This is a genomic window from Pseudomonas sp. GW821-FHT03C07 (assembly GCF_059420925.1).
The window spans coordinates 60842-83676 of the sequence record NZ_JBWKUQ010000007.1; the positions used below are offsets into that span (position 1 = coordinate 60842).

33 protein-coding genes and 1 pseudogene are annotated in these 22835 nt (G+C 58.9%); 3 read left to right on the plus strand and 31 right to left on the minus strand.

All coding sequences use genetic code 11. From position 1 onward, the window contains the following. Positions 1-42: 42 nt before the first annotated feature. The 6 genes from AC07VG_RS15625 to AC07VG_RS15650 all read right to left on the minus strand — a co-directional run bounded on the left by AC07VG_RS15625 (position 43) and on the right by AC07VG_RS15650 (position 4451). A complete protein-coding gene (locus AC07VG_RS15625; RefSeq protein ID WP_495021467.1) occupies positions 43-2763 on the minus strand; it encodes a toprim domain-containing protein in 2721 nt (906 codons plus the stop codon). After that, complete coding sequence (locus AC07VG_RS15630; protein WP_495021468.1) at positions 2760-3002, minus strand: hypothetical protein; 243 nt, start codon at positions 3000-3002, stop codon at positions 2760-2762. Before AC07VG_RS15630 ends, AC07VG_RS15625 begins: the two co-directional genes overlap by 4 nt. A gap of 75 nt (positions 3003-3077) precedes the next feature. Continuing rightward, the gene (locus AC07VG_RS15635) at positions 3078-3449 is read right to left on the minus strand and encodes a hypothetical protein (protein WP_495021469.1); all 372 of its coding nucleotides are present in this window, start codon (positions 3447-3449) and stop codon (positions 3078-3080) included. Beyond that, positions 3446-3739 carry an ogr/Delta-like zinc finger family protein gene (locus tag AC07VG_RS15640; RefSeq protein WP_495021470.1) on the minus strand — a complete coding sequence of 98 codons (294 nt, stop codon included), beginning with the start codon at positions 3737-3739 and terminating at the stop codon, positions 3446-3448. The genes AC07VG_RS15635 and AC07VG_RS15640 overlap by 4 nt, the downstream gene beginning before the upstream one ends. Continuing rightward, positions 3736-4209: a YmfL family putative regulatory protein gene (locus tag AC07VG_RS15645; protein WP_495021471.1), complete on the minus strand. Its 474-nt coding sequence runs from the start codon at positions 4207-4209 to the stop codon at positions 3736-3738. The genes AC07VG_RS15640 and AC07VG_RS15645 overlap by 4 nt, the downstream gene beginning before the upstream one ends. A 29-nt stretch (positions 4210-4238) precedes the next feature. Beyond that, the gene (locus tag AC07VG_RS15650) at positions 4239-4451 is read right to left on the minus strand and encodes a DNA-binding protein (RefSeq protein ID WP_495021472.1); all 213 of its coding nucleotides are present in this window, start codon (positions 4449-4451) and stop codon (positions 4239-4241) included. Positions 4452-4535: 84 nt separating this feature from the next. Here AC07VG_RS15650 and AC07VG_RS15655 point away from each other — a divergent pair, with 84 nt between their 5' ends. Next, positions 4536-4871 carry a helix-turn-helix domain-containing protein gene (locus AC07VG_RS15655; protein WP_495021473.1) on the plus strand — a complete coding sequence of 112 codons (336 nt, stop codon included), beginning with the start codon at positions 4536-4538 and terminating at the stop codon, positions 4869-4871. Between the two features lie 383 nt (positions 4872-5254). Next, positions 5255-5749, plus strand: a complete 495-nt coding sequence (locus tag AC07VG_RS15660; protein ID WP_495021474.1) for a hypothetical protein — start codon at positions 5255-5257, stop codon at positions 5747-5749. A gap of 240 nt (positions 5750-5989) precedes the next feature. Here the strand turns inward: AC07VG_RS15660 and AC07VG_RS15665 are convergent, their stop codons facing one another. The 9 genes from AC07VG_RS15665 to AC07VG_RS15705 all read right to left on the minus strand — a co-directional run bounded on the left by AC07VG_RS15665 (position 5990) and on the right by AC07VG_RS15705 (position 13147). Then, positions 5990-6319, minus strand: coding sequence for a type II toxin-antitoxin system YafQ family toxin (locus AC07VG_RS15665; RefSeq protein ID WP_495021475.1), 330 nt, complete (start codon positions 6317-6319; stop codon positions 5990-5992). Continuing rightward, positions 6291-6569 carry a type II toxin-antitoxin system RelB/DinJ family antitoxin gene (locus AC07VG_RS15670; protein WP_495021476.1) on the minus strand — a complete coding sequence of 93 codons (279 nt, stop codon included), beginning with the start codon at positions 6567-6569 and terminating at the stop codon, positions 6291-6293. Before AC07VG_RS15670 ends, AC07VG_RS15665 begins: the two co-directional genes overlap by 29 nt. 116 nt (positions 6570-6685) lie before the next feature. After that, positions 6686-7945, minus strand: coding sequence for a phage late control D family protein (locus tag AC07VG_RS15675; protein WP_495021477.1), 1260 nt, complete (start codon positions 7943-7945; stop codon positions 6686-6688). Next, on the minus strand, positions 7942-8382 hold the full coding sequence (locus tag AC07VG_RS15680) for a phage tail protein (protein WP_495021478.1): 441 nt from the start codon (positions 8380-8382) through the stop codon (positions 7942-7944). The genes AC07VG_RS15675 and AC07VG_RS15680 overlap by 4 nt, the downstream gene beginning before the upstream one ends. Before the next feature lie 5 nt (positions 8383-8387). Further along, entirely contained in the window at positions 8388-10961 is a 2574-nt protein-coding gene (locus AC07VG_RS15685) for a phage tail tape measure protein (RefSeq protein WP_495021479.1), read from the minus strand. Further along, complete coding sequence (locus tag AC07VG_RS15690) at positions 10951-11070, minus strand: GpE family phage tail protein (protein ID WP_040065981.1); 120 nt, start codon at positions 11068-11070, stop codon at positions 10951-10953. The genes AC07VG_RS15685 and AC07VG_RS15690 overlap by 11 nt, the downstream gene beginning before the upstream one ends. Positions 11071-11078: 8 nt before the next feature. Next, complete coding sequence (locus AC07VG_RS15695) at positions 11079-11417, minus strand: phage tail assembly protein (protein ID WP_495021480.1); 339 nt, start codon at positions 11415-11417, stop codon at positions 11079-11081. Positions 11418-11446: 29 nt separating this feature from the next. Continuing rightward, complete coding sequence (locus tag AC07VG_RS15700) at positions 11447-11962, minus strand: phage major tail tube protein (protein WP_495021481.1); 516 nt, start codon at positions 11960-11962, stop codon at positions 11447-11449. A 15-nt stretch (positions 11963-11977) separates the two neighbouring features. Further along, on the minus strand, positions 11978-13147 hold the full coding sequence (locus AC07VG_RS15705; protein ID WP_495021482.1) for a phage tail sheath protein: 1170 nt from the start codon (positions 13145-13147) through the stop codon (positions 11978-11980). A gap of 242 nt (positions 13148-13389) precedes the next feature. Here AC07VG_RS15705 and AC07VG_RS15710 point away from each other — a divergent pair, with 242 nt between their 5' ends. Beyond that, positions 13390-13581: a hypothetical protein gene (locus AC07VG_RS15710; protein WP_495021483.1), complete on the plus strand. Its 192-nt coding sequence runs from the start codon at positions 13390-13392 to the stop codon at positions 13579-13581. On the opposite strand, the gene AC07VG_RS15715 is transcribed toward AC07VG_RS15710, so the two are convergent. The 16 genes and pseudogenes from AC07VG_RS15715 to AC07VG_RS15790 all read right to left on the minus strand — a co-directional run bounded on the left by AC07VG_RS15715 (position 13571) and on the right by AC07VG_RS15790 (position 22833). Continuing rightward, positions 13571-14695: a phage tail protein gene (locus AC07VG_RS15715; RefSeq protein WP_495021484.1), complete on the minus strand. Its 1125-nt coding sequence runs from the start codon at positions 14693-14695 to the stop codon at positions 13571-13573. The two genes, AC07VG_RS15710 and AC07VG_RS15715, sit on opposite strands and share 11 nt — an antisense overlap. After that, positions 14692-15309: a phage tail protein I gene (locus AC07VG_RS15720; protein WP_495021485.1), complete on the minus strand. Its 618-nt coding sequence runs from the start codon at positions 15307-15309 to the stop codon at positions 14692-14694. The genes AC07VG_RS15715 and AC07VG_RS15720 overlap by 4 nt, the downstream gene beginning before the upstream one ends. Further along, complete coding sequence (locus AC07VG_RS15725; RefSeq protein ID WP_495021486.1) at positions 15306-16220, minus strand: baseplate J/gp47 family protein; 915 nt, start codon at positions 16218-16220, stop codon at positions 15306-15308. The genes AC07VG_RS15720 and AC07VG_RS15725 overlap by 4 nt, the downstream gene beginning before the upstream one ends. Continuing rightward, a complete protein-coding gene (locus AC07VG_RS15730) occupies positions 16217-16561 on the minus strand; it encodes a GPW/gp25 family protein (RefSeq protein ID WP_495021487.1) in 345 nt (114 codons plus the stop codon). Before AC07VG_RS15730 ends, AC07VG_RS15725 begins: the two co-directional genes overlap by 4 nt. Next, the gene (locus AC07VG_RS15735) at positions 16558-17130 is read right to left on the minus strand and encodes a phage baseplate assembly protein V (protein ID WP_495021488.1); all 573 of its coding nucleotides are present in this window, start codon (positions 17128-17130) and stop codon (positions 16558-16560) included. The genes AC07VG_RS15730 and AC07VG_RS15735 overlap by 4 nt, the downstream gene beginning before the upstream one ends. 167 nt (positions 17131-17297) lie before the next feature. Beyond that, the gene (locus AC07VG_RS15740; protein WP_495021489.1) at positions 17298-18374 is read right to left on the minus strand and encodes a hypothetical protein; all 1077 of its coding nucleotides are present in this window, start codon (positions 18372-18374) and stop codon (positions 17298-17300) included. 136 nt (positions 18375-18510) lie between these two features. Further along, positions 18511-18966: a phage virion morphogenesis protein gene (locus AC07VG_RS15745; protein WP_495021490.1), complete on the minus strand. Its 456-nt coding sequence runs from the start codon at positions 18964-18966 to the stop codon at positions 18511-18513. Beyond that, the gene (locus tag AC07VG_RS15750) at positions 18959-19411 is read right to left on the minus strand and encodes a phage tail protein (protein ID WP_495021491.1); all 453 of its coding nucleotides are present in this window, start codon (positions 19409-19411) and stop codon (positions 18959-18961) included. The genes AC07VG_RS15745 and AC07VG_RS15750 overlap by 8 nt, the downstream gene beginning before the upstream one ends. Next, positions 19395-19589, minus strand: a pseudogene (gene lysC, locus AC07VG_RS15755) (Rz1-like lysis system protein LysC); the annotation flags it as partial. The gene AC07VG_RS15750 and the pseudogene lysC, both read right to left, overlap by 17 nt. Beyond that, on the minus strand, positions 19504-19947 hold the full coding sequence (gene lysB / locus AC07VG_RS15760) for an Rz-like lysis system protein LysB (RefSeq protein ID WP_495021492.1): 444 nt from the start codon (positions 19945-19947) through the stop codon (positions 19504-19506). The pseudogene lysC and the gene lysB, both read right to left, overlap by 86 nt. Beyond that, positions 19944-20150: a hypothetical protein gene (locus AC07VG_RS15765; protein ID WP_495021493.1), complete on the minus strand. Its 207-nt coding sequence runs from the start codon at positions 20148-20150 to the stop codon at positions 19944-19946. The genes lysB and AC07VG_RS15765 overlap by 4 nt, the downstream gene beginning before the upstream one ends. Then, positions 20147-20989, minus strand: coding sequence for an N-acetylmuramidase domain-containing protein (locus tag AC07VG_RS15770; RefSeq protein ID WP_495021494.1), 843 nt, complete (start codon positions 20987-20989; stop codon positions 20147-20149). Before AC07VG_RS15770 ends, AC07VG_RS15765 begins: the two co-directional genes overlap by 4 nt. Further along, complete coding sequence (locus tag AC07VG_RS15775) at positions 20986-21309, minus strand: phage holin, lambda family (RefSeq protein ID WP_495021495.1); 324 nt, start codon at positions 21307-21309, stop codon at positions 20986-20988. The genes AC07VG_RS15770 and AC07VG_RS15775 overlap by 4 nt, the downstream gene beginning before the upstream one ends. A 45-nt stretch (positions 21310-21354) precedes the next feature. Further along, positions 21355-21567 (minus strand): tail protein X, encoded by a 213-nt coding sequence (locus AC07VG_RS15780; protein WP_495021496.1) that lies wholly within the window; start codon positions 21565-21567, stop codon positions 21355-21357. Further along, positions 21567-22028: a head completion/stabilization protein gene (locus AC07VG_RS15785; RefSeq protein ID WP_495021497.1), complete on the minus strand. Its 462-nt coding sequence runs from the start codon at positions 22026-22028 to the stop codon at positions 21567-21569. The genes AC07VG_RS15780 and AC07VG_RS15785 overlap by 1 nt, the downstream gene beginning before the upstream one ends. A gap of 103 nt (positions 22029-22131) precedes the next feature. Then, on the minus strand, positions 22132-22833 hold the full coding sequence (locus tag AC07VG_RS15790) for a phage terminase small subunit (RefSeq protein ID WP_495021498.1): 702 nt from the start codon (positions 22831-22833) through the stop codon (positions 22132-22134). Positions 22834-22835 lie beyond the last annotated feature (2 nt).

Below are 22835 nucleotides of genomic sequence, written 5' to 3' on the forward strand. Positions count from 1 at the left end.
CTCCTTGAGGTGCTGAGTTCAGGCGTTGCCGCGCCTGTTGTGTTACGCGCTCTGGAACACCCAGCAGCGCACGGTTAACGGTTTGGTGAACATCGCGTTGAGGGCTGACTGCGAAGCACGCACGGCGCTGTATAGGGGCTTGTTGACCTCCAGCAGCTTGCGGCTGCGGCTCTCGATCAGCAGGGTGCGCAAGGTCTTGAGGTCGGCCAGGTTCTGGCGGTGTTCGCTAGCCCTCTCGGCGAACTCATTGAGGTTGATGGCGATTAGTTTCGGGTCGGTGCTGTGGTTGACCTGCGGGCCTTCGCTCAAGCTTTCCAGGTACTCGTAGACCTCCCAGAATTCAGCCACTAACGGGTGGTCGGCGCTGATCGCGGCCTGGCGTTCCAGCGCCATGGTGGTCAGGGCTTGGTGGGTCGTGGCTAGCTGGTTTTCGTCCAGCGGGCAGACCAGGCATAGGCAGTCGACCAGGGCCATGAGCTGGCTGTGATTCTTGATGATCCGCTCGACACGGATGTCCTTGAGCTTGCGCAGGCGCTGTTCATGCACCAGCACGCGTTCGGCAAATTTCGCCATGATCTGGGTTTCAGCCCGCACAGCCATCAGCAGGAAGTGGCTCAGTTGCTCGACCGGGATCAGGTTCAGGTTGTCCGCCGCCGCGCGGCTCTCTGTGGTCACTTCCGGGCGGGCAAAGTGGGATTTGATAATCCGGGTCAGGATCGCTTCGGACGCGCTGACATCGGCGTTCTGGCTGATGGCGATGGCACCGCGAAACGGCGGCTCATACGTCTCGTTGCCGCTGGTTTTCATGCCCTTGGTACCGAGGGTGCCGCCGCCGAAGAAGTCCTTCAGTTCGTCCCAGTCGAAGCCTTTGGCGTGCGCCTTGTCCGGCTCGTTGCGGTCGCCCTCGATCAGCACCACCGGCATGTTGGAAACCTGACCCATGGCCCGCTGCCGACCAGCACGGGTTGATTTGGAGGGGTCGAAACCTTCGTGTTCGCGGCCCAGCAGTTTCCACAGGAAGGTGAGCAGCGTGGTTTTGCCGGCGCCGGCCTCGCCCGTGACCTCCAGGAAGGGAAACGACTTGTACTGTGCACGGATCTGTTCGGCGAACAGCGAGCCGAACCAGAAGGCCAGGGCAACGATGCCCTTGGCACCGAAGCACAGCCACAGCATGGGCAGCCAGTCGCTGCGGTATTGCTTGGCGTCACGCTGGATGTGCATCGCAATCGACTTCTGCAGCGTCTTCAGGCGCAGCTTGCCGAACTCGAAAAAGTCCTCCTTGTTCACCTGGCTGACCACGCCGGCACGCACGGCGATATCGCCGAATACATAGCAGCCGTGTTGCTTGCTGTAGCCGATAAAGTCGATGGTTTCGACGGTTTTCAGCCCGTAGAGCTGGTCCTTGAGGATCTTGTCCAGTTGCTGGCCGCTGCCGGTGAACACCGCGCCGGCTGCCATGCTCAACAGGCGCTTCTTGAACTCGCTCGCCGCCGCGACCTGCCCGCCGGTGAAGGTGTTTTTTACGCTGCCGCCGTCGTGGGGAAAGTCGACACGGAAGTAGTACCAGGACTCATCCGTCACCTCATTGCGTTGGAAGTACAGTGCCTGGGGGTAGCAGTTGGCGATTTCCACCACGCCGCCGCATTGGCGCAAGGCTTTCTCGCGGCGCTGATTGTCATTGAGCAACTGATCTTCGTGTCGCTCTGACGTTTCCAGGGCCAGCATGGCCTTGTTGAATTTCTCCAGGTCCATCTTGAACCAGTACAGGCGGCTCTCGAAGCTGAAGTGAAACTCGGACCGCTCGTGCCGCAGGTACATCAGCACACCTTTTTCGGCTGCGCTCTCGGCGATCAACAGGGAGCCGTGATACAGGGTGGTGCTCAGATCTTTGGCGATATGCTCGGCGCGCTTTTCGGCGTCGTCGCAGAACTGCCAGCGCTGGTGCAGATCGTTCCAGTCGACCTTGCGGCTGTCCCACTGGGGGATCTGCGCCGCTGTGCACTGATAGCCTAGTTCGCGGGCCCGACGCACCCAGCGTTTGGTGTACTTGTGCGCCCCTGGCTCGTTGTCCAGCGCCCAGACAAGTTTCGGCAGCTTGCCACCGCGCAGCCGGGCCAGCTCTTTCAGCGAGTCCACGGGGAACTGATTCGATGACATGGCCGACACGGCGCTGATGTCGTTGTGCACCAGGGCGATGGCGTCAAAGATGCCCTCGACGACCCACAGTTCGTCGACGGCCAGCAGATCCACACAGGGCGGGCACCACCACACGCCGGCATACGAATCGCCCGGCTTGAAGCGAGCTTTCATTTGCCCGAAGCGGTGCGGACGGTCGATCAAACGCTCCCAATAGCCGCCCTTGTCCAGGGCAAAGCGCACAGTCGCACTGCCGGCGTCGTGATGGCTGGACCAGTAGTTGTCCTGGGTAAACCAGCCCTGAATCAGCTCAAAGCGAAAGCCGCGGGCAAACTCCAAGTAAGCCCTGGCGGTCGCGTTGGGGTATTGATCGCTGGACGGTGCGCGGGCGCTCCAGTCTTCGAATAGGTCTTCGTAGATTTCCTTGACGTGCCAGGTCTGGCGGCATCGGCTCTCGCGGCCACAGACGAGGACCCAGGGATTGGAATGACGGGTGTACAGCTCCTTTTTGCCACAGGCTGGGCATTTGCCGCCGCGCATGTAGTCGGTCCCTGCGCGGTACTTGAGCCCGTAGTCGGACTCCAAACGTTGCAGGAGGTCGGCGCGTAGCTGGTGTTCCATGTTCATCGTGGGGACTTCACTTCGCCGAGGCCGTGTTTAAGGGCGCCGATCAAGCGCTTTTGCACGGCCATCACCGGGAAGGCCGCGAGCAGCGAGCCATGCCGCAAACTTTCGGGAATCAGACGGAAACGATCGTCGTACCAGTGCTCGTTGAACTGCGCGCTGTAGTCGGCGCGAAGCGCGTGCAGCAGCGCTACGGCTTGGTATCGCGGCAGTTTTGCGGTGATGGCGATGTCGAATTCCATGGTTCACCTCGGATTTCGGGCAAAGCTTCCCCAAACCCATCGCAATTGGGGTTGGGCGGGTTGCTTAAAAAGGGGTTACTGAGGGCGTGGCGTTGCTGTGCAAGCGCGCTGGTCGAGCAACCGCTGAGGGAGCAGTCGCGCGGGGACCGGGTAGCGCTGGCCGGAACGGATGTCGATCAGGCACACCACTGTCGCGTCAGGCCCCACACCCCAGTCGATGCCGACGAAATTCGTCAGAGGTTCAGGGTGCAGGTCACTCCAGGCGTCGTGCACCAGGCGCTGGGCGAGGAATATAGGTACGTCCATGGCGACCGTCAGGTGATGGACGCAGTTGTCGAACAGTCGGTCTGAATCCGACAGATACTGGTCGGCATGACGTGTCAGATAGGCAGCGGCAGCCCGTTGCATGCTGCTACGGTAGTCGTGGCTCAAGTGCTGATGGTTCATTGTGCGTGCTCCATTTGATCCAGCAGGTCGGGTTGGTTGGTCGGCTTACGCAGATCTTGCGCTGCCCGCTGACGCTCGACATAGGGCGCTATCGGCACAACCGTCAGGGGTTTTTCCAGGGCGGACGGGCTCAGGGTGTAATCAATGCTCAGGCTGCCGTTGAAAGTCGCTCCGCATATCAGGTTCATGCACTGGAAGTAGATGGCCCGAAAGCACGGGGTTTGCCCCTCTGATGTGCGAATTCGCAATGGGCCGGAGCAGGCGGGGCAGACCAGCTTGTAGGTGCTCAATGCTGTTCTCCCTTGCTGTGTAACAGGATGGTGGCCAGCACTTCGGAGTGGCGGGCGGACAGGTAGCGACGGTGCGCGGCCAGAATTGCCTTGGCTTCGTCCGGTGCGATCACTCCGTCGTCCAGGGCCTTGGAAATGATCTGGTCGACCACTCCACGCTTGGCTGCCGATTTGACGGACCGGGTATAGAGGTCGACGTTATCCAGCGTTTCGGGATCGGCCAGCGGGACGAACAAGCCGCCGTAGAGGCTTGCAATGTATTCGGGGAGGTGTGTGGTGCCGGCTACTTGCTCAAGTACGTGGATCTGTTCGTCGTTAAGGGGACGGCACCCAGCGTTTTCATAGACGTGGTTATCGAATTTCTTGAGTTCATAGCCGATTCGGGCTGCCGCGCACTCGCGTCCACCGGGGTAGTCGCCGATTACGGCGCTCATCACTTGGCGCTTGGTGGCTAGAACGGGGCGTTTCATTTTCTGGTTTCTCCCTGGTTACAGAGGCTTTAGCGTGTAACCACGCCGGACTTGATGCCGAGCAGCACGGCGGCTCGGTGTGATTCCCCGCGCAGACATTTCTTCTGCCCATTCAGCACCGCATACACGGTGGAAGGGTTCAGTTCGTGCTGCTCAGCCCAGTCCTTGGCCGAGATACCTTGGCACGCCAGACGACTGCGGGCCTCTTGGCATGCTTGCTCGGTTGGGTATGCGTTCGGCATAGTCTCGTTTCGTGTGATTTCGTGTGATAGCAAGCGGAGTATTTCCCAATAATTTGGGACTGTCAAGCCGCAATGGAGACGTTTGTGGGAATTGGTGATCGCCTAAAAGAAGAGCGCGAGCGCTTGGGATTCAATCAAACCGACTTTGCTGCGAAAGCCGGAGCTTCAAAAAACACCCAGTACAACTATGAGAAAGGTGAGCGCAGCCCAGACGCCTCCTATCTGGCAGCAGTCGCTGAGCAAGGGGTTGACATCCTTTACGTGGTGATCGGGGAGCGAAACTCACGTCCCGTTGAAGGGCTCACGTCAGTAGAAGAGGGGCTGATAGCCCAATACAGACGGCTACCTGAGTTCGATCAACAAGCCACTCTTCGTATCATTGGTGCTATGTCTGAGGCTGCGGACGCGAGTCAGAAATAAATCGACTTGATTTGTCCGATGAGTCGGTCGTTATTAAGTTTAAATTTCCTACAGTAGTTATTACCTTTGGTCCAGCATCTCTTAGGAATGGAGACTTGGTTATGCTGGACGAAGTGCTTTGTAGGAAATACCCTAAAAATGGGTGCGAAATTATCAGTCGGATACTAGCGGATGATGAGTTAGGCTTGCTGCTACTTTATCGATGGATGTCTGAGCTCGATCGAAATTATTTGTTGCATGTCGCTGAAGTATTGGCAGGCAATCGGCAATCTCTTGAGTAAACTTAGTCTGTAGCAAACATAACCCATTCGCCGGTCAGGAGGCCGGCCTCCAGCCTATGAAGGGCTGACAATTCAACGGATGAGAATAAGGGAGTGGTTTGAATGACTCTTAAATCGTGTAAGTCCTGTAAACACCAAGTAGATATTAGCGCAAAAACTTGCCCTCAGTGCGGAGTTTCTAATCCAGGCGTCACGGCTGGTCAAACGATAATGGGGATGGTTATCCTCGCTGTTATCGTCGGAGTGGGGTTTTCCATGTGCTCGGGTGATAAAAACGGTGGAGAGGAAGCCGCGAAAATTGCGGATTCAAAGACCGTGAATATCCCCGATGGCAAACGCCAGCCGTGGTATGTGGGCGGAACGCTACACAAAGCCACGTTAGCCGATTGGCGAGAGGCGACGGCAGAAAATAGACTGGCTACCGCTGCTGATTTTGCTGCAAAGCTTAAACCAGTAGCCGATATAAATACTCTTTTGAACACTGCAGTAGGCATTCGTTCTTGTCTTGACGAAGTGGCATCAGAACCGGTCGCCAGTCATCAGGATGTAGCAAGCACTGCGGCTGTCTGTATGCTGTTAATGGAGAAGGAAGGTTGATTGTTTCGACTGACTACAGACTGGCGTGATTAGCGTGCAACAGGCGGCTTGCCGGTGACGACGAATACCTCGAAGGCTGTTTGTCCATCGCGTGCTACCTGGCGCATATCAAGGTATCTCAACTCTCTGCTAATAACCTTCTTGCGGGGCTTGTCGATTTTTTATTGGAGGTCATGGAAGCCTCCAGAGATTGAATGCTTATATGAAAAGCTTAAGAGATTGCCAGCTATCTAAATAGCGTTACTCAAACAATTCAGCATGTGTGCCTGTGCGCACAAAGACAACTAAACCGGTTTTGCCGCTGTCATCGAGTTTATAGGCCAGCAGGAAGTCTCCGCCGATGTGGCATTCCCGATGTCCGTCCCAATCGCCACCCAATGGATGATCCAGCCATTCCGGGCCGAGAGGTCCGTCATGGGCGATCAGCAGGAGCATGGCTTCTTTCAGCCGATTCATATCGTACCTGCCAGATCGCGACAGGCGCTCCCAATCTTTGAGAAAGGACTTCGTGTAGTCCGCCGCCCTGGGCAGGGTGGCGCGTTTACTGGCCGCTGTTTTTTTCGAGGTCATCAAATAGCTCGGCGGCGGTGGCAAAACGTGCATCGCGTGCGTGGGCTATCGCATCGGCCTCGGCCATCGCGACACGGGTTTCGGCGTTTGGCGCTTTGAGCGCAAACGGCAGTTGCTGTTCAGCGACGACACGCATCAGGAACACGCGTATGGCATCTGAAACGGTAAGGCCCATTGCGGCCAGCGTTTCCGTAGCTTGCGCTTTCATATGCTCGTCTACACGGACATGAACCATTGTTGTGGTAGCCATGGTGGCCTCCTTAGGTTGAGATACATTGTATCTCGCTGGGGCGGCCCTTCACAAGAGTGAAGCGTTTTTCGTGGCTATGGATGAAAAGGTGATTGCTCATTTTTGAGCAAACCCGGTCAAGACTTCGCTTCCTGCATCCGCTTCCACTCCCTATCTACCGCGCGTTTCGCTGATACTTTGCTGGAGTACAGAAAACGTAGGCGCTTCGGTTTGCTCTGGTCCCCAGCCATCAGGGACTTCTCTTTTCCTGTCTTGCCGTCCCGGTAGTAAGCAATGATCCCTGTGTAATCGCCGCCCATGTCGTCGGCCAGGCTCTCGACCGTATCCTCCGGCAGTTTGCTTTCCAGCTCCAGGCTCATCGTGTAGCCGCTGTCGGCACTGAGGCTGTGCCGCACATTGCCGCCGTACCAGATGATGTCGTCGATTCCGGTTTTCACTCCGACCAGCGTGTAGGTCAGCTCGGGGATCAGGTCCGGGCGACCGAGGGCCAGGGTGTAGCTGAGCGTGGCGCTGCCACGTTGTAGCCGGTTGAACTCGGATCGAGCCGCGCGCAGGGCGGACTGGTGATCGCTGTAGGTGTGGCGCAGATCCTTAAGGTTGTCACCACCACCTGCAATAGCTTCCTGTTTCTTCGCGCTGTTTATGTCGTAGAAGTAGGCCCGCACGCCGTCATAGCTGTCGCGGTCGGCTTGCAGGTAGCTGTGCTGATCGCCATCGGCGCGAGTCAGGGTGATGTGCGGCAGGTCCAGGCCGCTGGCGGTCTTGCCACCGCCCGCCGGCAGGCACAGCAGGTTGCCGGCCTTGACCGTAGCAACGGCATCGAACTCTTCGCCCAGGCGGGTGATGAGGTTGGCGTCGGATTCGTTGGCCTGATCCAGTTGCAGGAGCGGCAGGTCGGTTAGCTCGTTGGCAATGGTCGCGGCAAGGCCGTTACCGAGGGCGATATCTCGCAGCACCTGGCCCAGCGTGGTGTTGCTCCAGCTCCGTTCGCGTTTGGTTTTCAGGCTCTTGCGCAGATCTGCCGAGCGAGCGCGGATGCTCAGGATGTCAGGGGCACCGCTATGTTCGGTTTCGTCGACGGTGTAGGTGCCTTTATCCACAAGGCCTCTATCACTCCAGCCCAACCATAAATGCAGCACTGCCCCCCTGGGAGGGATGGCGAGTAGACCGTCGTGGTCGCTGAGTGTCAGGCTGAGTTGGTCGGCTTCCAGTCCGCGGTTGTCGGTTAGCTCCAGGCTCATCAGCCGCGGATTGATGAGAGGGGCAATGTCGTTGCCATCCACGGTGAGGCGGAAGGCCGGCACCGGATAGGCCGCATCGCGTTCGCTGTCCTTGGAGATAAAGCCCGTCACGCTGGCAAGTTCGGCGTCAATCACAGCAGCCCCCGCAGAATGTCCGCCCCCACTCGGGTGGCGGCGCCGAGTAGGTCAATGCGGTCATCGTCGACGCGCTTGAGGCTGAGGGTGAAGTCGATCCGCCGGGGCGTGCCGTCGCGAAAGAACAGGGTGCGGGTTTCGCTCAGGTTCTCGATCACCCACAGGCCGTAGATCCGCCCGGTGCCCTCGACCATGGGCCAGGCCTTGCCGGTGTTCGCCATCAGGCGCAGGGCGTCGAGACTGAGGGTGGTCCCGGACAGCTCCGGGACGATGAGGCCGGGGAGGGTGATGGTGTCGTCGCCACGGCCCAGGAACTGTCGAGCCGGTGCAGCACCCACCCGGTTGTTGCCAGGGTGCCGCCATTCAGTTTGACGCTGCATTTCCTGATAGGCCGCCGTGCGCAGGCTGAACACAAACATGCCGAGGGCGAGCATCATGGGGGCTACTCCGAATCAGCCAGCCGGCTGCGACGGCGAGCGGCTTTTTCGTTGTCGATCCGGGTCAGCAGAGCGCGCAGGGTTCTCTCCATGGCTTGCATGTCCATGCCCGGTGCGGAAGGAAAGTTAAATTCATAGGTATCGTGGCTGTCGTAGACCTTCGTGCTGCTGCCGCTGATGGGGGGGCGATCATCAAAGGTCAGTGCCGGCAGGGGCGTTCCGCCCAGGGCGAGGTTGCCGGCGGCAGTCAGTTGTCTGCTCATCCGGGTCATGGCGTTGAGCGGGCCTTGCTGGCCGTCTTCCAGACCTTGGGTCAGACCGGCCATGGTGAAGCCGCCGAGTTCGGCGAACACCTGTGACGGGCTGTGAATACCGAGTTTTTCCTTGAACCAACCGATGGTTGAATCACCGATTGAGGTGATGGCGTCTCGGATCTGCCCGAGACCTGCGAACAGGCCATCGATCAGGCCCCTGACGATCATGTTGCCGAACTCGGTAAAGCGGTTCGGCAGATCGACGCCCAGGTAGCTCAGGACCGCAGAGAACGCCTGATAGATCAGCCCAATCGGGCTGAAGTTGGCGAGCGTGGTAAGAATGCCGCCGATTCCACCGCCGAAGCCGTCTTTGATTTCTTCCCAGGCGCTGCTGAAGTAAGCCTTCACGGCGTCCCAGTTCTGGTAGATCAGGTAGGCAGCCCCGGCCAGCACAGCCACGATAGCGGCGATGGCGAGCACTATGGGGTTGGCGGCAAGGCCCCAGAGGGCAATGCTGACGGCACGAAGGGCGGTCATCAGTGGACCGATAAGAACAGTTGCCAGTTTGCGGAACAACCCGAGTATGCCGGGAAAGCCAATGCCGACTTGAGCCAGCAAAAAACGCAGCATGACGAAGGGGCCGAGAATGCTGGCTACTGCCAGCGCCAGGGCCCCGAGCACGGCTGAGGTAATGGCGATACCGGCAGCAATTTTGACCAGTGTACTGGCGAGCGCGGGATTCTCACTGGCCCAGTTTTTCACCGCGCGGATGATGTCGGTGATGCTCTTCACCAGCTCACGCAGTGGGCCGTCCTGTTGTCCCTCTATCTCAATGCCAAGATCCGCCCAGGCGCTTTTCAGCGTGGTGATATCGCCCTTGAGGTTATCGGCCATGACCTTGGCGGTTTTGTTAGCTTCGCCCTGGGTTTGGCGCAGTGTGGCGATCAGCGTTTGCAGTTCGCCGCTGCCGGCCTGGGCGACCAACTGGGCCATGCCTTTCACGGCCTCTTCGCCAGCAATGGCCTTGAGTAGTCCGCCCTTATCTGCTGTGCCCATCCTGGCAGTTTTGTCGTGAATTTCCTTGAGGATGTCGGGCAGCGGACGCAGGTTACCCTGAGCATCGGCGGTCTGGATCTTGAGTTGCTTCAGCGCCTTGGCGGCGGCCTTCGGCGGTGCCGCAAGGCGGTTCATGATCGAACTGAGGGAGGTGCCGCCCATGCTGCCCTGTAGGCCGGCGTCGCCCAGTTTACCAGCCATGGCTGCGGCGGTTTCCAGATCAACTCCATAGGTTTTCGCCATGGGCGCCGCATATTTCATGGTTTCGCCGAGTTTGCGCAGATCGGTGTTGGCGCGGGTGAAAGTGCCGACCAGGACGTCACCCAATTTGTCCATCTGGTCCGCTGTCATGCCCAAGCCAGACAAGATGTTGGAGGCGATATCGGCAGTTTCTGCCAGTTCAGTGCCACCTGCTGCGGCCAGGTCCAGCATGCCTGGCATGGCGTCCTTGATGGACTTTGGATCGAAGCCGGCCATGCCAAGAAAACCTTGCGCGCCGGAGGCTTCGCCGGCAGTGAATATTGTTGAGCCGCCCAGCTCACGGGCTTGGTTGCGTAGGGCTTTGAGCGCTTCTGAGTCCTTGTCCAGTCGTGTGATTGCCTGGGTCTGGCTCATGCTGGCATCGAACTCAACGCCGGGCGCAACCATGCGAGCCCCACCGTAGAGCGCTGAACCGCCGATTGCTAAACCTGTCGTCCCTTTACCCGCAAGGTTGCCTGCCATCTGCTGGCCCTGTTGATAGCTGTTGCGCGCTTGCGTCAGACGGCGTTGTTGCTGAGTCAGGGCTTGTAGGCGGCGTCGTTGAGTCTCGATCTGCTGATTGGTGTTGAGCATCTGTTGTTTGAGGCGCCGCTCATGTTCACTGAGGTTGCGCGTATCAATGCCGGTGGCTTTCAGACGCTGGCGTAGCTGATTGAGCTGCTGCCCCTGGCCGACGGTCTGCTGTTTCAATCGCTCCAGGGCGAGCTTGGACTGTTCGAACTCTCGTCGCATGGCCTTGGTCGGATTGGGTGTCAGAGCAAGCTGCTGGCCCAACTCGCGAGTTTTCGCCCGGGCTTGATCAAGCGCGGATCGAGTGCCCGCCAAGCCTTGCTTGAGCTGGCGAAACTCTCCCACCTGTTTCTGTGCCGCATCCAACCTCTTGAGGGTGTCCCTGGCCGCCTTCATGGCTTCAGCCGTTTTGCCCGATTGCCTATGGATTCCACGCAGGGGAGCGGTGACCTTATCGACCGCATTGAGCAGCACCCGCAGCTTCAAGTCATTCGCCATCGGCGCTACTCCTGATTCGCGCCCGTTCGCGCCAGTCCATCAGTTCTTGCAGTCCCAACTGATCCATATCCGCCGGAGCCCAGTGAAAGACCACGGCCAGGTCTGCCATGGCGTCCTCTACGCAACGAGGGAGGCGTCCGTCTTCGCCTGCTTCTGCAACAAAAAACCAATGATCTTGCTGCCGACGGCCATCAGGTCGGCGGGGTCCATGCCGGCGGCTTCGGGGGACGTGATGCAGGGTGTGCTGATGCGGGGAATGACTTTGATCAGGCTGGCGACATCCATGTTCAGCAGATCGATCAGTTGGATACCGCGCAGCTCGCCAGAAGTTGGTTTGCGTACAGCGATGCTGCTGATTTCGGTCTTGCCGCGCTGGATCGGCGCGTCGAGGGTGACCGTGTTGTCATCGACGGCCGCCAGGGTTTCAGTGATATCGGTCTTAGTTTTGGTGGTCATGTGAGTCTCCGGGTTTGGCTCAAAGGGCGTCAGATGCCAAGGGCGCTACGCTGTTTCTCCAGCATGTCCACGCCGTTGACCTTCTCGATAAAGTTGAGCAGGTCGACTTCGATGATTTCTTCGTTGTCGACAGTCAGCTTGTAGTAGCTGCAGGTGGTGGTGATGCTGTGTTCGGTGTCTTCGCCGGGCTTGGCTTCGCCCATGTCGATGGTCTCGTGACGCCCGCGCACGACGATTTCCACAGTGCTGACTTCGCCCGTGTCGTCCTGTTGAAAGGCGCCGGAAAAGCGCAGGCCGATACCGGCGGCATTGACCGCGCCGAACTGGCGCAGGGAGATCAGGTCGAGCCCACCGGTTTTCCATTCCAGCTGAATGCCGTCATCGGAGAAGCCCAGGTCGACCTTCACCGGGCCGTGCATGCCACCGCCGCGATAGCCTTCCATTTTGCGACCGAGCGGCGGCAGAGTGACGGACATGGCGAGCCCAAGGTAGCTGTTGCCATCGTTGAAGAAATTCAGGTTTTTGAGTTTTCGCGGCAGGGCCATGGCGTGTTCTCCGGGTTAGCTGTTGACCTGGCTGGCGAACTGCATCAGGTAGCGGTCGGTAATGCGCTGCCGTAGGGTCAGGTCCTCCAGCGGTGGTACGGGGGTGTAGTCGTAGTCCAGGAACAGGCGCCCGGCCTTGAGGGTGTCTTTGTCGTTGGCGTCTTCGGGATACCAGCAGCTCCCGCCGATCAGGTAGCCCGCTGTGATCAGCTCGCGGAATTTGGCGTTGATACCTTCGATGATGTCGCGCACCAGGGACGGATGCAGGGGCTTATCCACAGCCCACATGTGCGCTTCGGCCATGGTGTCGGCCAGGACCTGGGCGGTGCGGGTGTAGTTCTCGAAGGCGAACAGCGGATCGTCGCTGCATGTGCGGCTGCCCCAGAAGCGCAGGCCGCCCTCGTTGATTAGGGTGGTGACCTCGTTGCTGTTGAGGTAATTGGCGTCGGTGGCGGGGTTTTGCAGATCCCAGAACACGTCGGCGCTGATGCCAGTTACGCCGTTGACGGTGACGTTGGATAGGGTTTTGTGCCAGCCGATCTGCTGGTCGATCTTGGCCCGTAGGCCGAGTGCTCGGGCTACCGCCGAGGCGGTGACGGTGTTGTTGGTGGCGGTACTCCAGTTCTGGAAGTCCGGCCAGATCACCATGGTTTCACGGTCGCCGAAATTGTCGCGGTAGGCGACGGCTTCTTCCTTGGTTTTGCAGTCCCAGGCACTGACGTATGAGAAGGCGCGTAGCTGCTGGGCGAGAGCAGTCAGAGCGGTGGCGACGGGCTGGCTGTCGAGACCCGGTACGCCGAGGATGCGCGGCACCAAGCCCAGGCGAGCCTTGGCCGCGAGCAGGGCTTTCATGCCGGTGTATTTGCCCTCTTCGGTGGTGGTGCCGATCAGGGCGCTGGTGGTTTCTGCATCGTCGTCACCTTCCTCGACGCGAACGACGATGGTGTAGGGGCGGGTTTGGTCGGCGATGGCTTGCAGGCTTGACGCGAGGGTGCCCTTGACGCCGGCTTTGCCGATGGCGGTTTGCACGTTGGTCAGCAGGACCGGTGTGTCGAATGGAAAGAGGGTGGCGTCGGCATCTTCTGCCGTGCAGACCATGCCGATTACGGCAGTCGGGATGGTGCGAATCGGGCGGGTGCCGTCGTTGAGTTCGACGACCCGAACGCCGTGGTGATAGTCGGCCATGGAGGATGCCTGTGCAGTGATGGAATGACAGTGCACAGGCTGACGCGCGAGGATGGTGGGGGGCGAGCGGTGGGCTTTGTAACGTCCTGGATTACAGGCTTGGCTTAGTGTTTGTCGGTTTCGGTCACTTGATGCCCCTTAATGTTTTTGTAGGAGCTTTCTCTGTTTTTGGAAAGGAAGGAACATTTGGCTTTCCAATGCGTTAGCCTTTTTTGCGTAATCCAAATCGACAGGGAATCGCGATGGAAACCCGTAATATTATTGATCGATATGCAAAAAATGAGCTGAGCGCTAGCGAGGCGATAAACTTGTTGAAAGAACATGACCTGCTAAACAAGGCGATCATGGATGCCTTGGTTCAGCAGCAGTCACTTGACGATGCCTACCAATCCTTTGTGCCGACGTGCAAACCGCGTCCCCGTTTCAATACTTGATCACATACAACAAGGCCACGTTCCTAGGCCGGGCCTCGACACCGCCTGAAGCTTCGACGGTGACGGTGTGAGTGTGTGTTTCGCTATTGTCTGTGACGAGGGTGTGCTGATGTTCACCGGAGGTGGCGACAGTGACGCCGTGAGCGTGGGCCCCCGCAGCGCCTGAACCACCGGTCAGACCGTTTCCAACAGAAAAATGCCCGCCGCCGAGGGAAGTTGAGATGTTTTGTGATATAGGCCAGATGCTATGAGCATGCTCCCCTTCGATTGTCGTCGAAGCGGAATGGATATGTTCACCTTCGAAGTGCGTCCTCCCTCCGTGAGAGTGGACCCCGCCCGCATCGGCTGTGCCTGAGTGAGTATGTGATACGTTCTGTCCGTCCTGAACGCTGCCCAGCTCTCGACCCGCATCAATACCGCGTCCGTCGTCCCAGCCCCGTACAAACTCTCCCCGCAAATCGGGTAGGAGGAAGGTGGTACTACCGTCGCCTTCGCCATAACGAGTACCAATGGCGGCAAACAGAGCGGCGTAGTGAGTACGCGATACCGTCTCCCCGTTGCATTTCAACCAACCGCGCGGCGGTTCCTCGGTAGCAACGGTTTTGACGTCCCCGACATCACTATTCAGTGCTTCCTGAATCTTCTGATCCACGTATTCGTGGGTGGCAAAGACGATATCGTCCGAGACGATCAATTCGATCTGGCCGCTGTTGCTTATGACAAAGCGCATGCGGACCCGCTGAGTTCGCACCGATCCTTGGCTTGGCAAGGGTTTGTAGGAAGGCGGGCAATTGGCGACCGCCACCAGCTCGTCGTCCTCGTCGTATAGCCCGAGTTCCCGCACCCACCAGCCGCCAACGTCCAGGGGTATCACCAGTTCCGCAATCCAGGTGCCAGGGTTAACAGGATCTTTGATCAGCGCGTTGAGCAGTGCCCGGTAGCGCTCATTGATCAGCGTAATCTGGCCGGGATCGGGTGTCAGTTCGCCGCCGTCTGCATCGCCGACGCCCATTTTTGCTAGCTTCCAGGGAATGCCCCCGGCGTTCGCTGCCGCCTGTTTGTCGATCCCAATATCGGTCAGGATCGAGTGGTAACGCGGGTTTTCGTCGGTCATGGGAATACCTCCAGTATGTCGATGCTATGTTCGTGTCCGCAGTGGTCCAGGATTGCGAGGGTGTCGATGTCCTGGGGCGCGGGCGGGAAGACATCGATGTCTTCCGCGTCGACGCAGCTCGCGCTGAGGTAAGGCTGCCCGGTGACTTGAAGGCTTACCGTCAGTTCGATCAGGTGACGACTGATAGGCTTGGCGTCATCAATTAGCCATATGAGCTGGTCATAAGCTTGGTCAGGGTCGCCATCTTCGGGGAGGTCGAGCACCAGGCTGAAGGTGCCGGGAATTCCCATGGGGTCGAACTCCCACCATTCGGTGATATGGAGTGTGTAGCCCAGCGGTTCGACCACACGGCGGACGGCGCCGATGGTGCCCTTACGCGAGTGCACGAAATACGCGGAGCGAATCGCGGCACGTTTGGCGGACTCCGGCCAGCGGCTGTCCCAGCTGTCCACAGAAAAGGCCCAGGCCAGGTATGGCAGCAGCGGGACCGGGCAGGTGTTTGGGTTGCAGAGTTGCCGCAAGGGGATGGGAACACGTTGGATCTGTGCCAGGGCCTGGGCTGCTTGAGCTTCCAACGGTGTGGCATTGCGTGGGAGCAGCGTTGCGGTGGTCATCCGTCGTTACCCAGTGCCAGGCGGACATCGGTGCAGTACGGTGCATGGGAAAAGGAAGCCTCTATATCTTCCCAGTCGTTCAGCTCTACCTTACGCACGCCTTCGACGTGCAGAGCGGCATGGATGGCCGATTCGGAGACTTCCAAACCCAGGCGCCGACGTTGTCGAACATAGGCCAGTAGGCGCTTTTCGGCGGCGGCAAGGATCGGCTCGGACTCTGGCCCGATGGTGTTGAGGTAGAGCAGCGCGTCGACGTTGTAATTGACGACGATGGCGCTCTGTACGGTCAGGCGGTCGGCGATGGGGCGGCGGTCGTCGTCGCTTAAATAGGCGGCGACGATATCCAGCAGTTCCTGCTCGGCGCTGCCATCACCGAGCGCCGATTGCACCGTAACCATGACTTCAGCGGGGGCGGGGCTGACTACCGTGGCGTCGGCGACACGTCCGTTAGCGTTGCGGGCGTGAAAGATATAGCTGTTGCGTGGTCCGGCGGTGCTCAGGCCTTCCCAGGCCATTTGTGCCCGCTCGCGTAGGCTGTCGTCGCCTTCCATCTGTTTGGGAATGGGCGGCACGGCGTTGGGATCGCCGGGATGGATGACCAGGCGCTCTACATTGACGTTGGCGGCGAGGTTTTCTAAGTCCGTATCCCTGGCGTTCGCCAGCAGGTTTGCCTGGGCGGCTTCATTGACCCGCTGACGCCAGATCATTTCGCGGTAGGCGTTCTCTTGCAGCAGCTTGGTCAGTGGCTCTGAGTCCAGTTCCAGGCGAGCGGCGATTTCCTCCTGTTCTTCAACCGGCCATAGGCTGATGGCGTAGGCCTTGCGCTCGGCCAGGATCTGTTCGTAATCAATCTGCTCGACGACTTGCGGTGCCGGCAGTTGGCTGAGGTCGATGGGGACGAAGGTGTTCATGCTCCACCGCCCAGTTGTAGCGGTACCTTGAGGCTCAAGGGTTCATTGCTATCGACGACGGTGCCTTCCAGGTCTATTTCAGACTGACCTTGCAGATCGGCGCCGAGGAACTGCACACGGCTGAGGCTGATGCGCGGTTCCCAGCGCATGATTGCCATGGTCGCGGCGGCGTAGACTCGCAGGCGGGTGGCGTCGTTGAAGGGATGGTCGACCAGTTCGGGGAGCAGGCTGCCGTATTCACGACGCATCACACGGGTGCCGATGCGGGTGGTCAGGATGTCGGTCATGGACTGTCGGATATGCGGCAGTTGCTCAATGGCGCCGCCGGTTTCTCGGTTCATTCCGGGGCACCTGTCTGGGCGTTGCCGGGTGTGACGTTGCCGTGAACGTGGTTGACCTGACTGATGCCGGCGGCAATGACGTCTTCCGAAACCGTGATGGTACCGGTGACGCTCTGGTTGCCGGTTTGGGTGTAGTCGCCTTCGTGGGTGATCGGGCCAACGATGTGGAGGCCACCGAGGCTGATCAGGTCGGTGGTGCCGCCGTCCGGTAGGACTGCGCGCAGGTGGTGGGCGATGCTGTCGTATTCGATGACGGCACCGTCGCGGTAGGTGCGGCGGTGCAGGCCGATACGGTCGCCGTTGGCTGGGTGTGCATCGCTGTAGATTCCGATCAGGACTACACCGTTGCCGAGTTGGCCGGATGGGTTGAACAGGATTGCCTGTTCGTCTGGGGTGGGCGGGTCCCATTCGGTGTCGGAACCGGCACGCAGGGCGAGCCAAGGTAGCCAGCCAGTGGTCAGGTCACCGGTTTTCACCCGGACGCGCGGGGGCTTTATCTGGACTTCGGCGATGGTGCCGTAGCGGATGAGGTTTTCGAGCAGGCGGGCGAGGGTGGCTAGATCGTTCATGGCGCCGATGGTGGCGCTTCGTGCGTGTGGGCGCAGCTTGCGTGACTTGTAGACTTGTCGTTTACATGAGTGAGTATAGTGTTTGCATAGAGTGCTTTGTGACTAAGCTCTTTGGTATTTGGGGGGGGGGGAGGCTAAATCTATAGATTTAGCCTCTAGTGGGTGTTTTAAATTCCACTTCCTGGCATTATGCTTTTGATGTTTGTTGGTTTGTATAGCATTTGTAATTTTGGTGTGACTTTTTTTACTCCGGTATTTGGCGTTGACCCTGTTGGAGTGTTTGGTTCTTCGTTGGTGTTACCTAGTGCGACGCGGTTGAAAACGCTGGTGCAAAAAGTTCTAAGTATTTCACCTGGGCTTCCTTTTATGGCGGTGGTTGTTATGTTTTCTTTTTCTAGGGTGCGCATATAGTTGAAACATTTGTACGCTTCGTCGCCAGAACCAATTAATCCGCTTACGATCAGTATCATGGCGTTTGTTGCGCTCTCGCTCGCGGCATTGTTCGATGTGTCTGTAATAGGTGTTTTGGCTGCGTCGCCTGATTTTTTTACTTCATCTGCTATGATTTTACTTTGAGCGTCCTGCAGTTTTTTATTCTCCGACAACTTTGTTTCTTTGTCTGATGCGTTGGAGGTGTTTAATGTGGTTTCGTCTGCTTTTAGTTTTTCTAATTCCGCTTTCGCCGCTTTTTGTGTGTCTGATATTTTTAGTGCTGTCGATGGCTGATTTTTAGAGTTTGCCATTTGTGAGAGACTATCAGTGGCCATGAGTGCTAGGGTGTACCGTTGGCTGCGGAGCATTAACATTTCATAGGTGTCGTCATCAATTGCGTTGTTTATGTAAGCTTCGCAGAGTCTATAAAGTTGGTCTCTTAAGAGTTGTATTGTTTCCGTTCTGTTGCCGACGTATTGTCCGTCTGAAGTATATCCGCCAGAAAGGCTTAGGCTTGATGGTGGTGCTATATTTTTGCTGACGCTTAAGTTTGCTGCGTATGTTGTTAGCGCGTCGGGGCTTGGTTCGGCGCAGGTTCTATCAATGGTGGTTCTAACTGTGGTCTTTGTCGTGGGGTCAGTGGTGTCAGTAATTTTTCTTGAGCTTAAAATTGTTCTTGTGTTGATATCCACTAGAGCGGAAGAGTTGTCGGTGAATTGATGAGTATGGTACACGGAGCTCCAGTTTCCGCATCCAGACAAGGTAAAAGCTAGGGCTAAAGCTAGAGGCCATATGATTTTTTGAGTGTGCATTTTATCGCTCCCTGAAATGTCAAAGATTTGGCGCTGTTGGCTTGCATTTCTCATGTTTTTATTGGTGCACTTTGACTGTAGGTGGCGTTTGGCTATCTTTCTAGTTTTTCGCCTTTTTTACTCTGTCCGGTGCTGACTAGGCTCTGATATGGGCTAGCAACCTGTCACGAATAAAATCAAGGTCTGAGGGATTAAGGCCTAATACTTCTCGCTGAGCGTATTTCACTTCAGGTACGCCACGTTCGGCATGATCTCTTAAACCGTACTGATGCACTTTGGCAATCCGGGCCACGCGCCCGGTGAAGCCCACTGAAATGGCATTGCCATCGCCGCGAGCCTTGAGATAGTTGGCGGTGCGCAGCTTCTGGAACATCTTAACCTTGCGTTTGATCCGACCTTTTTTGCCGCGCAGATCACGTGTCTTGCGCGGTGCATAGCGGGTTCCATCGGCGTTCCGCTGGGCGAGCACACGCTGTTGCTGACTACGGCGTAACTCCACGGCCAAGCCGCGGGCGAGCTTGGCGCGTTCGGCGGGTTGCATCTTCCTGAGCAGGCTATTGGCCCAGTCCTCCAACGCCTCCAGATCAGCCATGGGGCACTATCCATTCCGGGCCGCTGCCGGGCCAGTCGGGGTTACGCTGCGGCTCTCCGGGGTGGGTGATGGTGACATTGCCTTCGTCGTCTGTTCGCACCAGCACGCGCTCGGTCAGCGGCAGGCTCAGGCTCATGTCGACCTTGCTCTTGTCGATCAGGTCGGCTTCGAACTTGATGCCGTCGGCGGACTTGTCGAGGTTTTCCAGCAACTCGGACTGGTTGACCTTCAGCCAGCCGAGCAGCGGTAGCATGACGCTGTCCGGGTGGCCGGCGAAGTCGGTGAGGATGACCTGCAGATCGTAGCTGTATTCAAACGACAGGCTGGAAGCGGCGGTGCACCTGACTTTACCGTTGTCGATAAAAATCAGCAGACGGTCGTTGCTGTGCCGAAGCTCAGGAACAGCGGCTAGCAGATGGGCGCGCAGGCTAGCGGGCTTGTTCATCGGGCACCTGTTGTCGGTAGATCATGTCGACTTGCGCCGCGCAGTCGGCCCAGGCGTTTTCGATGCGGTCCTGATCGGTGAGTAGGTCGCCGTTATTGTTTGGGCGGGTCGCCGGCAGGCTGCATGGCACCACGACCGGACAGCCACTGACGATAAGCGTGGGCGCCGGTAAGGGCGGGGCGCTCCCGCAGCCCGCGAGCAGCATCAGGCAAAGGTTGAGTAGCCCAATCACGCAGTTCTGAGTTTTCACGTTTCAGCACCTCGATCTGGTGTTCGCGTCGGGCCAGGCCCTGGCGCAGTTGCTCTTGTTGGCCGCGCAGTTGCTGCTGGGCAAGGCGCTCCTGTTGCAGGATGTCGCGCAGGGTATGGGCGGTGCTCAGGTTGTGCTCGGCGTCTTCGCGGGCTTTGCGGGCGTTCTGCTCGGCCAGGGTCTTGGCGCTAACAGCGGCATTGATACGCTGCTGTTGCCCCCAGATAAGCAGCGCCAGGGCACCGAGTAAGGCAATGCCGTACAAGGCCTGGCGCAAGGTGCTCATGAGCGATACCAACCGAGCCGATTCATGTCCGCTTCGTCGATCAGCTCCACCGGGCCACGCACGACGATGATGTTAGCGTCGGGTATCAGGTAGCCCAGAGCCGCCACCAGATCCTGCATGCCCTGGTCTTCGGTGTTTTCCGGTACGACCAGCAGATCGCCGTCCTGCACGTTGAGTCTGCGCACGCCGTCGAGATCGATCATGCCGCGACCTCCTGACCGCAACCGCAGTCGGCGTGTCTTTCGTAGGCCCGCTGTAGCTTGATGTCGTAGAGATTTCGGGCGTAATCGGGGCCGTTGTAGAGCTTGGCAAAGTCGGCCCATTTGCGTGCCTTGAGGGCCTTGAACAGCGCTGGATCTGTTTCGACGAAACGGACGAAAGCGTCGAACTGTTGCGATTCGCTTGTGCTCATGGCCGCCACAAAGGCTTGCACGCTGGCATAACCCAGAAGCTGCCAGTGAAAGCCCATGATCTGGAACGCGCCCCAGGAAGCGGACTCCAGGGCGGCGGTGTCATCGATCAGTCGAGCGCTGCCCAGGCGCTGGTATTCGGCGGTTCCGCCGACATAGCCGCCGCGTTTCGGGTTGACGATGGTTGGGTGGGAGAGGGCGAGCTTGTCGGCTTGGCGTTTGAGTTCGTCAGGGTCATCACCTTCGTGCCGGGGCTTCGCAAGCTGGCGGTACATGATGTGCCGTTCGAACAGAATCACCGGCTTACCGTTATCGAAAAAGCCTTTGCCCTTGGATTCCACCTCATTGATCGCATAGACGCTAGCCAGTGGCACGTTGAGGCGCTGGGCGGCGGCGACCAGGTCGGAGTTTTTCAGCAGCTTCTGGCAGTCGATATCAGCCAGGGCGGTGAGGGTCTTGGTATTGGCGATACCGTCGGCAACCAATCCGACGTTCAACTGATAGGCCCGTACGGCCTGTTCGGTGATATCGCCGAAGTCACCGTCGATCACCAGTGTGGCGCCGTGGCTGTTCAGTTTCTTTTGCAGGTCGCGCACCGCTTGTGAGCGGTCGCCGTGGCGTAGTGGAGTCATAGTTGATCTGCCTTGCGGATGAAAAATTTCCTGGCGGCGGCGCGGGTGCCTTCGACGCCGAGCAGGCCAATGACCCCGCCGAAAAAGGGCGCGGTGGAAGCCGGAATGCCGAGTAATGCCAAGCCGTGGCTGGCTGCAAGTGCCAGGGCTCCACATAGCGGGGCCTCGATCATCATGCGGCGCACTGTGCCGCCGCCGTAGATGATCCGAAGCGCGGCAATGATCAGGGCCAGGATGCCGGCGTACAGGGTCGGCCAATGCTGTTCGAGCCAGGCGGCAAACCAAGCCCAGGTGTCGGGACGTTCAGGCATGCGCTTCATTCCATGGTCCAGAGTGAGTGGGTTCAAGGGCGAGTTGCAGGGCGGTCAGTCCCATAGATTCACCATCTGCCTCTGCGGGGCGGGCGCCTGGGCGTCGGGCATCGCGACGGCCAAGCCTTGCGGCAGGGTGGGACCGTGGTCGGCAAGGCCATGGTTGGCTTCAAGCACGACCTCGGTTACGCCTGCGGTGCGTCCGTAGTGCCGCCAGCACAGGGCATCGACCGTATCGTTCTGGAAAGCATGGACAATGGTTGTCATCAGATCAGCTCCACAGTGGAGCGCCGTTTGCCCTGTAAGTCGCTGATGGCCCAGCGCTGGTCTCGGCGGTATTCGTCGATGCTGGGGGTGAGCTGGTCGGCGTTCTGATGGCCGGTATTGGTGCTGTCGTAGGAGCGGTAGCGTTCGCTGATTTCGGCACCGGTCGCGGCGTAGACAGCGCGCAGGTACAGGTGGACCAGCTCGGAACGTTCGTTGACCTGGCCGGCGGGCACGTCCGCCAGTTCCTCATAGCCTTGAGCCTGTTTGCCGATCCGCCATTCGGCCAACTCGCGATTGACGTTGATGGCGGCGGCGATAGCGGCGGTTTCCAGTCGCACCGAGGTGACGCCGGAGTCGATGCGCAAGGTGCCGCGCACTTCGTCGAGGTCAATCGAGGGCCAGAAAGGATCGGTGTTGATATGGCCGCTTTCGGTAGGCCCGTCCGCTACGAATCCGCTCATGGACAGTCGCTCTGTAGTAGGTCGCCGGTGGTCGGGGTTTCACGTTCAGGGGCGTGGTCTGGCCGATCCGCCCCGAGCCGGCGGGGTGCGTGGGGACGCTCGGTTAACCGCCTGGGGCGGTGTGTTTTTTCAGAAGGCGCTCGGCGCTTTCCAAGTCTTTTTTCCCGCCGCAGGCGTCGTGCAGCTTGATCGCCCGTGCCAGCAGCTCGATGCCGGCCTGTATCTGGCCTGGCTGCCCAGCGTTGTCGGCGCTCAGGTCCTCCAGAGTCGCGCGGCCCGTGGCGAGATAGAGCTTGGCGCGGGCCTGATCGGGCATGTCCTGGGCGTCGGTCAGCTCAAGAGTGCGATGCAGAATGTCTATGTCGAATGAGTCGCCCACCTTCTGGATACGCAGTGCGGCGCTGGCGATTTCCTCGGCGATCAGGCAGCCGGTGGTGCGCTCGAAACGGTCGGGCATCAGCAGCTTGTGCTGGAGCACGTAGGCGGCAATGTCCAGCGCGCCGCTGTAGTCGCCGGCATCAATACGCCAGACCATCACGGTGGTCATGACTTCATCCTGGGCACCGTTACCGGCGTTCAGCACCCCCTGCACGTAGGGGATGTATTCGGGCAGGAGCTGGAGCTTGAGCGCGGCTTTGCCTTCGTTGGACTGGATCTGTTTCAGGCGCAAGCGGTCTTGCAGGAGCTGATTCAGTTGATGCTCGTAGGCTGTGGCGCCTTCCATGGAGTGGGCCGGGGAGGCTTTGGCCGACTCCATGGCTGCACGGGTGCGGCGCTGGTGGGCTTGCGCAAGACTGAGGGCCATGA

Bases quoted from the DNA above. Each gene is read 5' to 3' on its own strand.
- AC07VG_RS15790 (WP_495021498.1), bottom strand. From the start codon at position 22,833: ATGGCCCTCAGTCTTGCGCAAGCCCACCAGCGCCGCACCCGTGCAGCC.
- AC07VG_RS15745 (WP_495021490.1), bottom strand. From the start codon at position 18,966: ATGGCTGATCTGGAGGCGTTGGAGGACTGGGCCAATAGCCTGCTCAGG.
- AC07VG_RS15715 (WP_495021484.1), bottom strand. From the start codon at position 14,695: ATGACCGACGAAAACCCGCGTTACCACTCGATCCTGACCGATATTGGG.
- AC07VG_RS15740 (WP_495021489.1), bottom strand. From the start codon at position 18,374: ATGCACACTCAAAAAATCATATGGCCTCTAGCTTTAGCCCTAGCTTTT.
- AC07VG_RS15695 (WP_495021480.1), bottom strand. From the start codon at position 11,417: ATGACCACCAAAACTAAGACCGATATCACTGAAACCCTGGCGGCCGTC.
- AC07VG_RS15665 (WP_495021475.1), bottom strand. From the start codon at position 6,319: ATGACCTCGAAAAAAACAGCGGCCAGTAAACGCGCCACCCTGCCCAGG.
- AC07VG_RS15645 (WP_495021471.1), bottom strand. From the start codon at position 4,209: ATGAAACGCCCCGTTCTAGCCACCAAGCGCCAAGTGATGAGCGCCGTA.
- AC07VG_RS15635 (WP_495021469.1), bottom strand. From the start codon at position 3,449: ATGAACCATCAGCACTTGAGCCACGACTACCGTAGCAGCATGCAACGG.
- AC07VG_RS15750 (WP_495021491.1), bottom strand. From the start codon at position 19,411: ATGAACAAGCCCGCTAGCCTGCGCGCCCATCTGCTAGCCGCTGTTCCT.
- AC07VG_RS15775 (WP_495021495.1), bottom strand. From the start codon at position 21,309: ATGAAGCGCATGCCTGAACGTCCCGACACCTGGGCTTGGTTTGCCGCC.
- AC07VG_RS15765 (WP_495021493.1), bottom strand. From the start codon at position 20,150: ATGATCGATCTCGACGGCGTGCGCAGACTCAACGTGCAGGACGGCGAT.
- AC07VG_RS15690 (WP_040065981.1), bottom strand. From the start codon at position 11,070: ATGGCAGACCTGGCCGTGGTCTTTCACTGGGCTCCGGCGGATATGGAT.
- AC07VG_RS15625 (WP_495021467.1), bottom strand. From the start codon at position 2,763: ATGAACATGGAACACCAGCTACGCGCCGACCTCCTGCAACGTTTGGAG.
- AC07VG_RS15785 (WP_495021497.1), bottom strand. From the start codon at position 22,028: ATGAGCGGATTCGTAGCGGACGGGCCTACCGAAAGCGGCCATATCAAC.
- AC07VG_RS15735 (WP_495021488.1), bottom strand. From the start codon at position 17,130: ATGAACGATCTAGCCACCCTCGCCCGCCTGCTCGAAAACCTCATCCGC.
- AC07VG_RS15770 (WP_495021494.1), bottom strand. From the start codon at position 20,989: ATGACTCCACTACGCCACGGCGACCGCTCACAAGCGGTGCGCGACCTG.
- AC07VG_RS15780 (WP_495021496.1), bottom strand. From the start codon at position 21,567: ATGACAACCATTGTCCATGCTTTCCAGAACGATACGGTCGATGCCCTG.
- AC07VG_RS15650 (WP_495021472.1), bottom strand. From the start codon at position 4,451: ATGCCGAACGCATACCCAACCGAGCAAGCATGCCAAGAGGCCCGCAGT.
- AC07VG_RS15720 (WP_495021485.1), bottom strand. From the start codon at position 15,309: ATGACCACCGCAACGCTGCTCCCACGCAATGCCACACCGTTGGAAGCT.
- AC07VG_RS15710 (WP_495021483.1), top strand. From the start codon at position 13,390: ATGGAAACCCGTAATATTATTGATCGATATGCAAAAAATGAGCTGAGC.
- AC07VG_RS15730 (WP_495021487.1), bottom strand. From the start codon at position 16,561: ATGAACCGAGAAACCGGCGGCGCCATTGAGCAACTGCCGCATATCCGA.
- AC07VG_RS15630 (WP_495021468.1), bottom strand. From the start codon at position 3,002: ATGGAATTCGACATCGCCATCACCGCAAAACTGCCGCGATACCAAGCC.
- AC07VG_RS15660 (WP_495021474.1), top strand. From the start codon at position 5,255: ATGACTCTTAAATCGTGTAAGTCCTGTAAACACCAAGTAGATATTAGC.
- AC07VG_RS15700 (WP_495021481.1), bottom strand. From the start codon at position 11,962: ATGGCCCTGCCGCGAAAACTCAAAAACCTGAATTTCTTCAACGATGGC.
- AC07VG_RS15705 (WP_495021482.1), bottom strand. From the start codon at position 13,147: ATGGCCGACTATCACCACGGCGTTCGGGTCGTCGAACTCAACGACGGC.
- AC07VG_RS15685 (WP_495021479.1), bottom strand. From the start codon at position 10,961: ATGGCGAATGACTTGAAGCTGCGGGTGCTGCTCAATGCGGTCGATAAG.
- AC07VG_RS15670 (WP_495021476.1), bottom strand. From the start codon at position 6,569: ATGGCTACCACAACAATGGTTCATGTCCGTGTAGACGAGCATATGAAA.
- AC07VG_RS15725 (WP_495021486.1), bottom strand. From the start codon at position 16,220: ATGAACACCTTCGTCCCCATCGACCTCAGCCAACTGCCGGCACCGCAA.
- lysB (WP_495021492.1), bottom strand. From the start codon at position 19,947: ATGAGCACCTTGCGCCAGGCCTTGTACGGCATTGCCTTACTCGGTGCC.
- AC07VG_RS15680 (WP_495021478.1), bottom strand. From the start codon at position 8,382: ATGATGCTCGCCCTCGGCATGTTTGTGTTCAGCCTGCGCACGGCGGCC.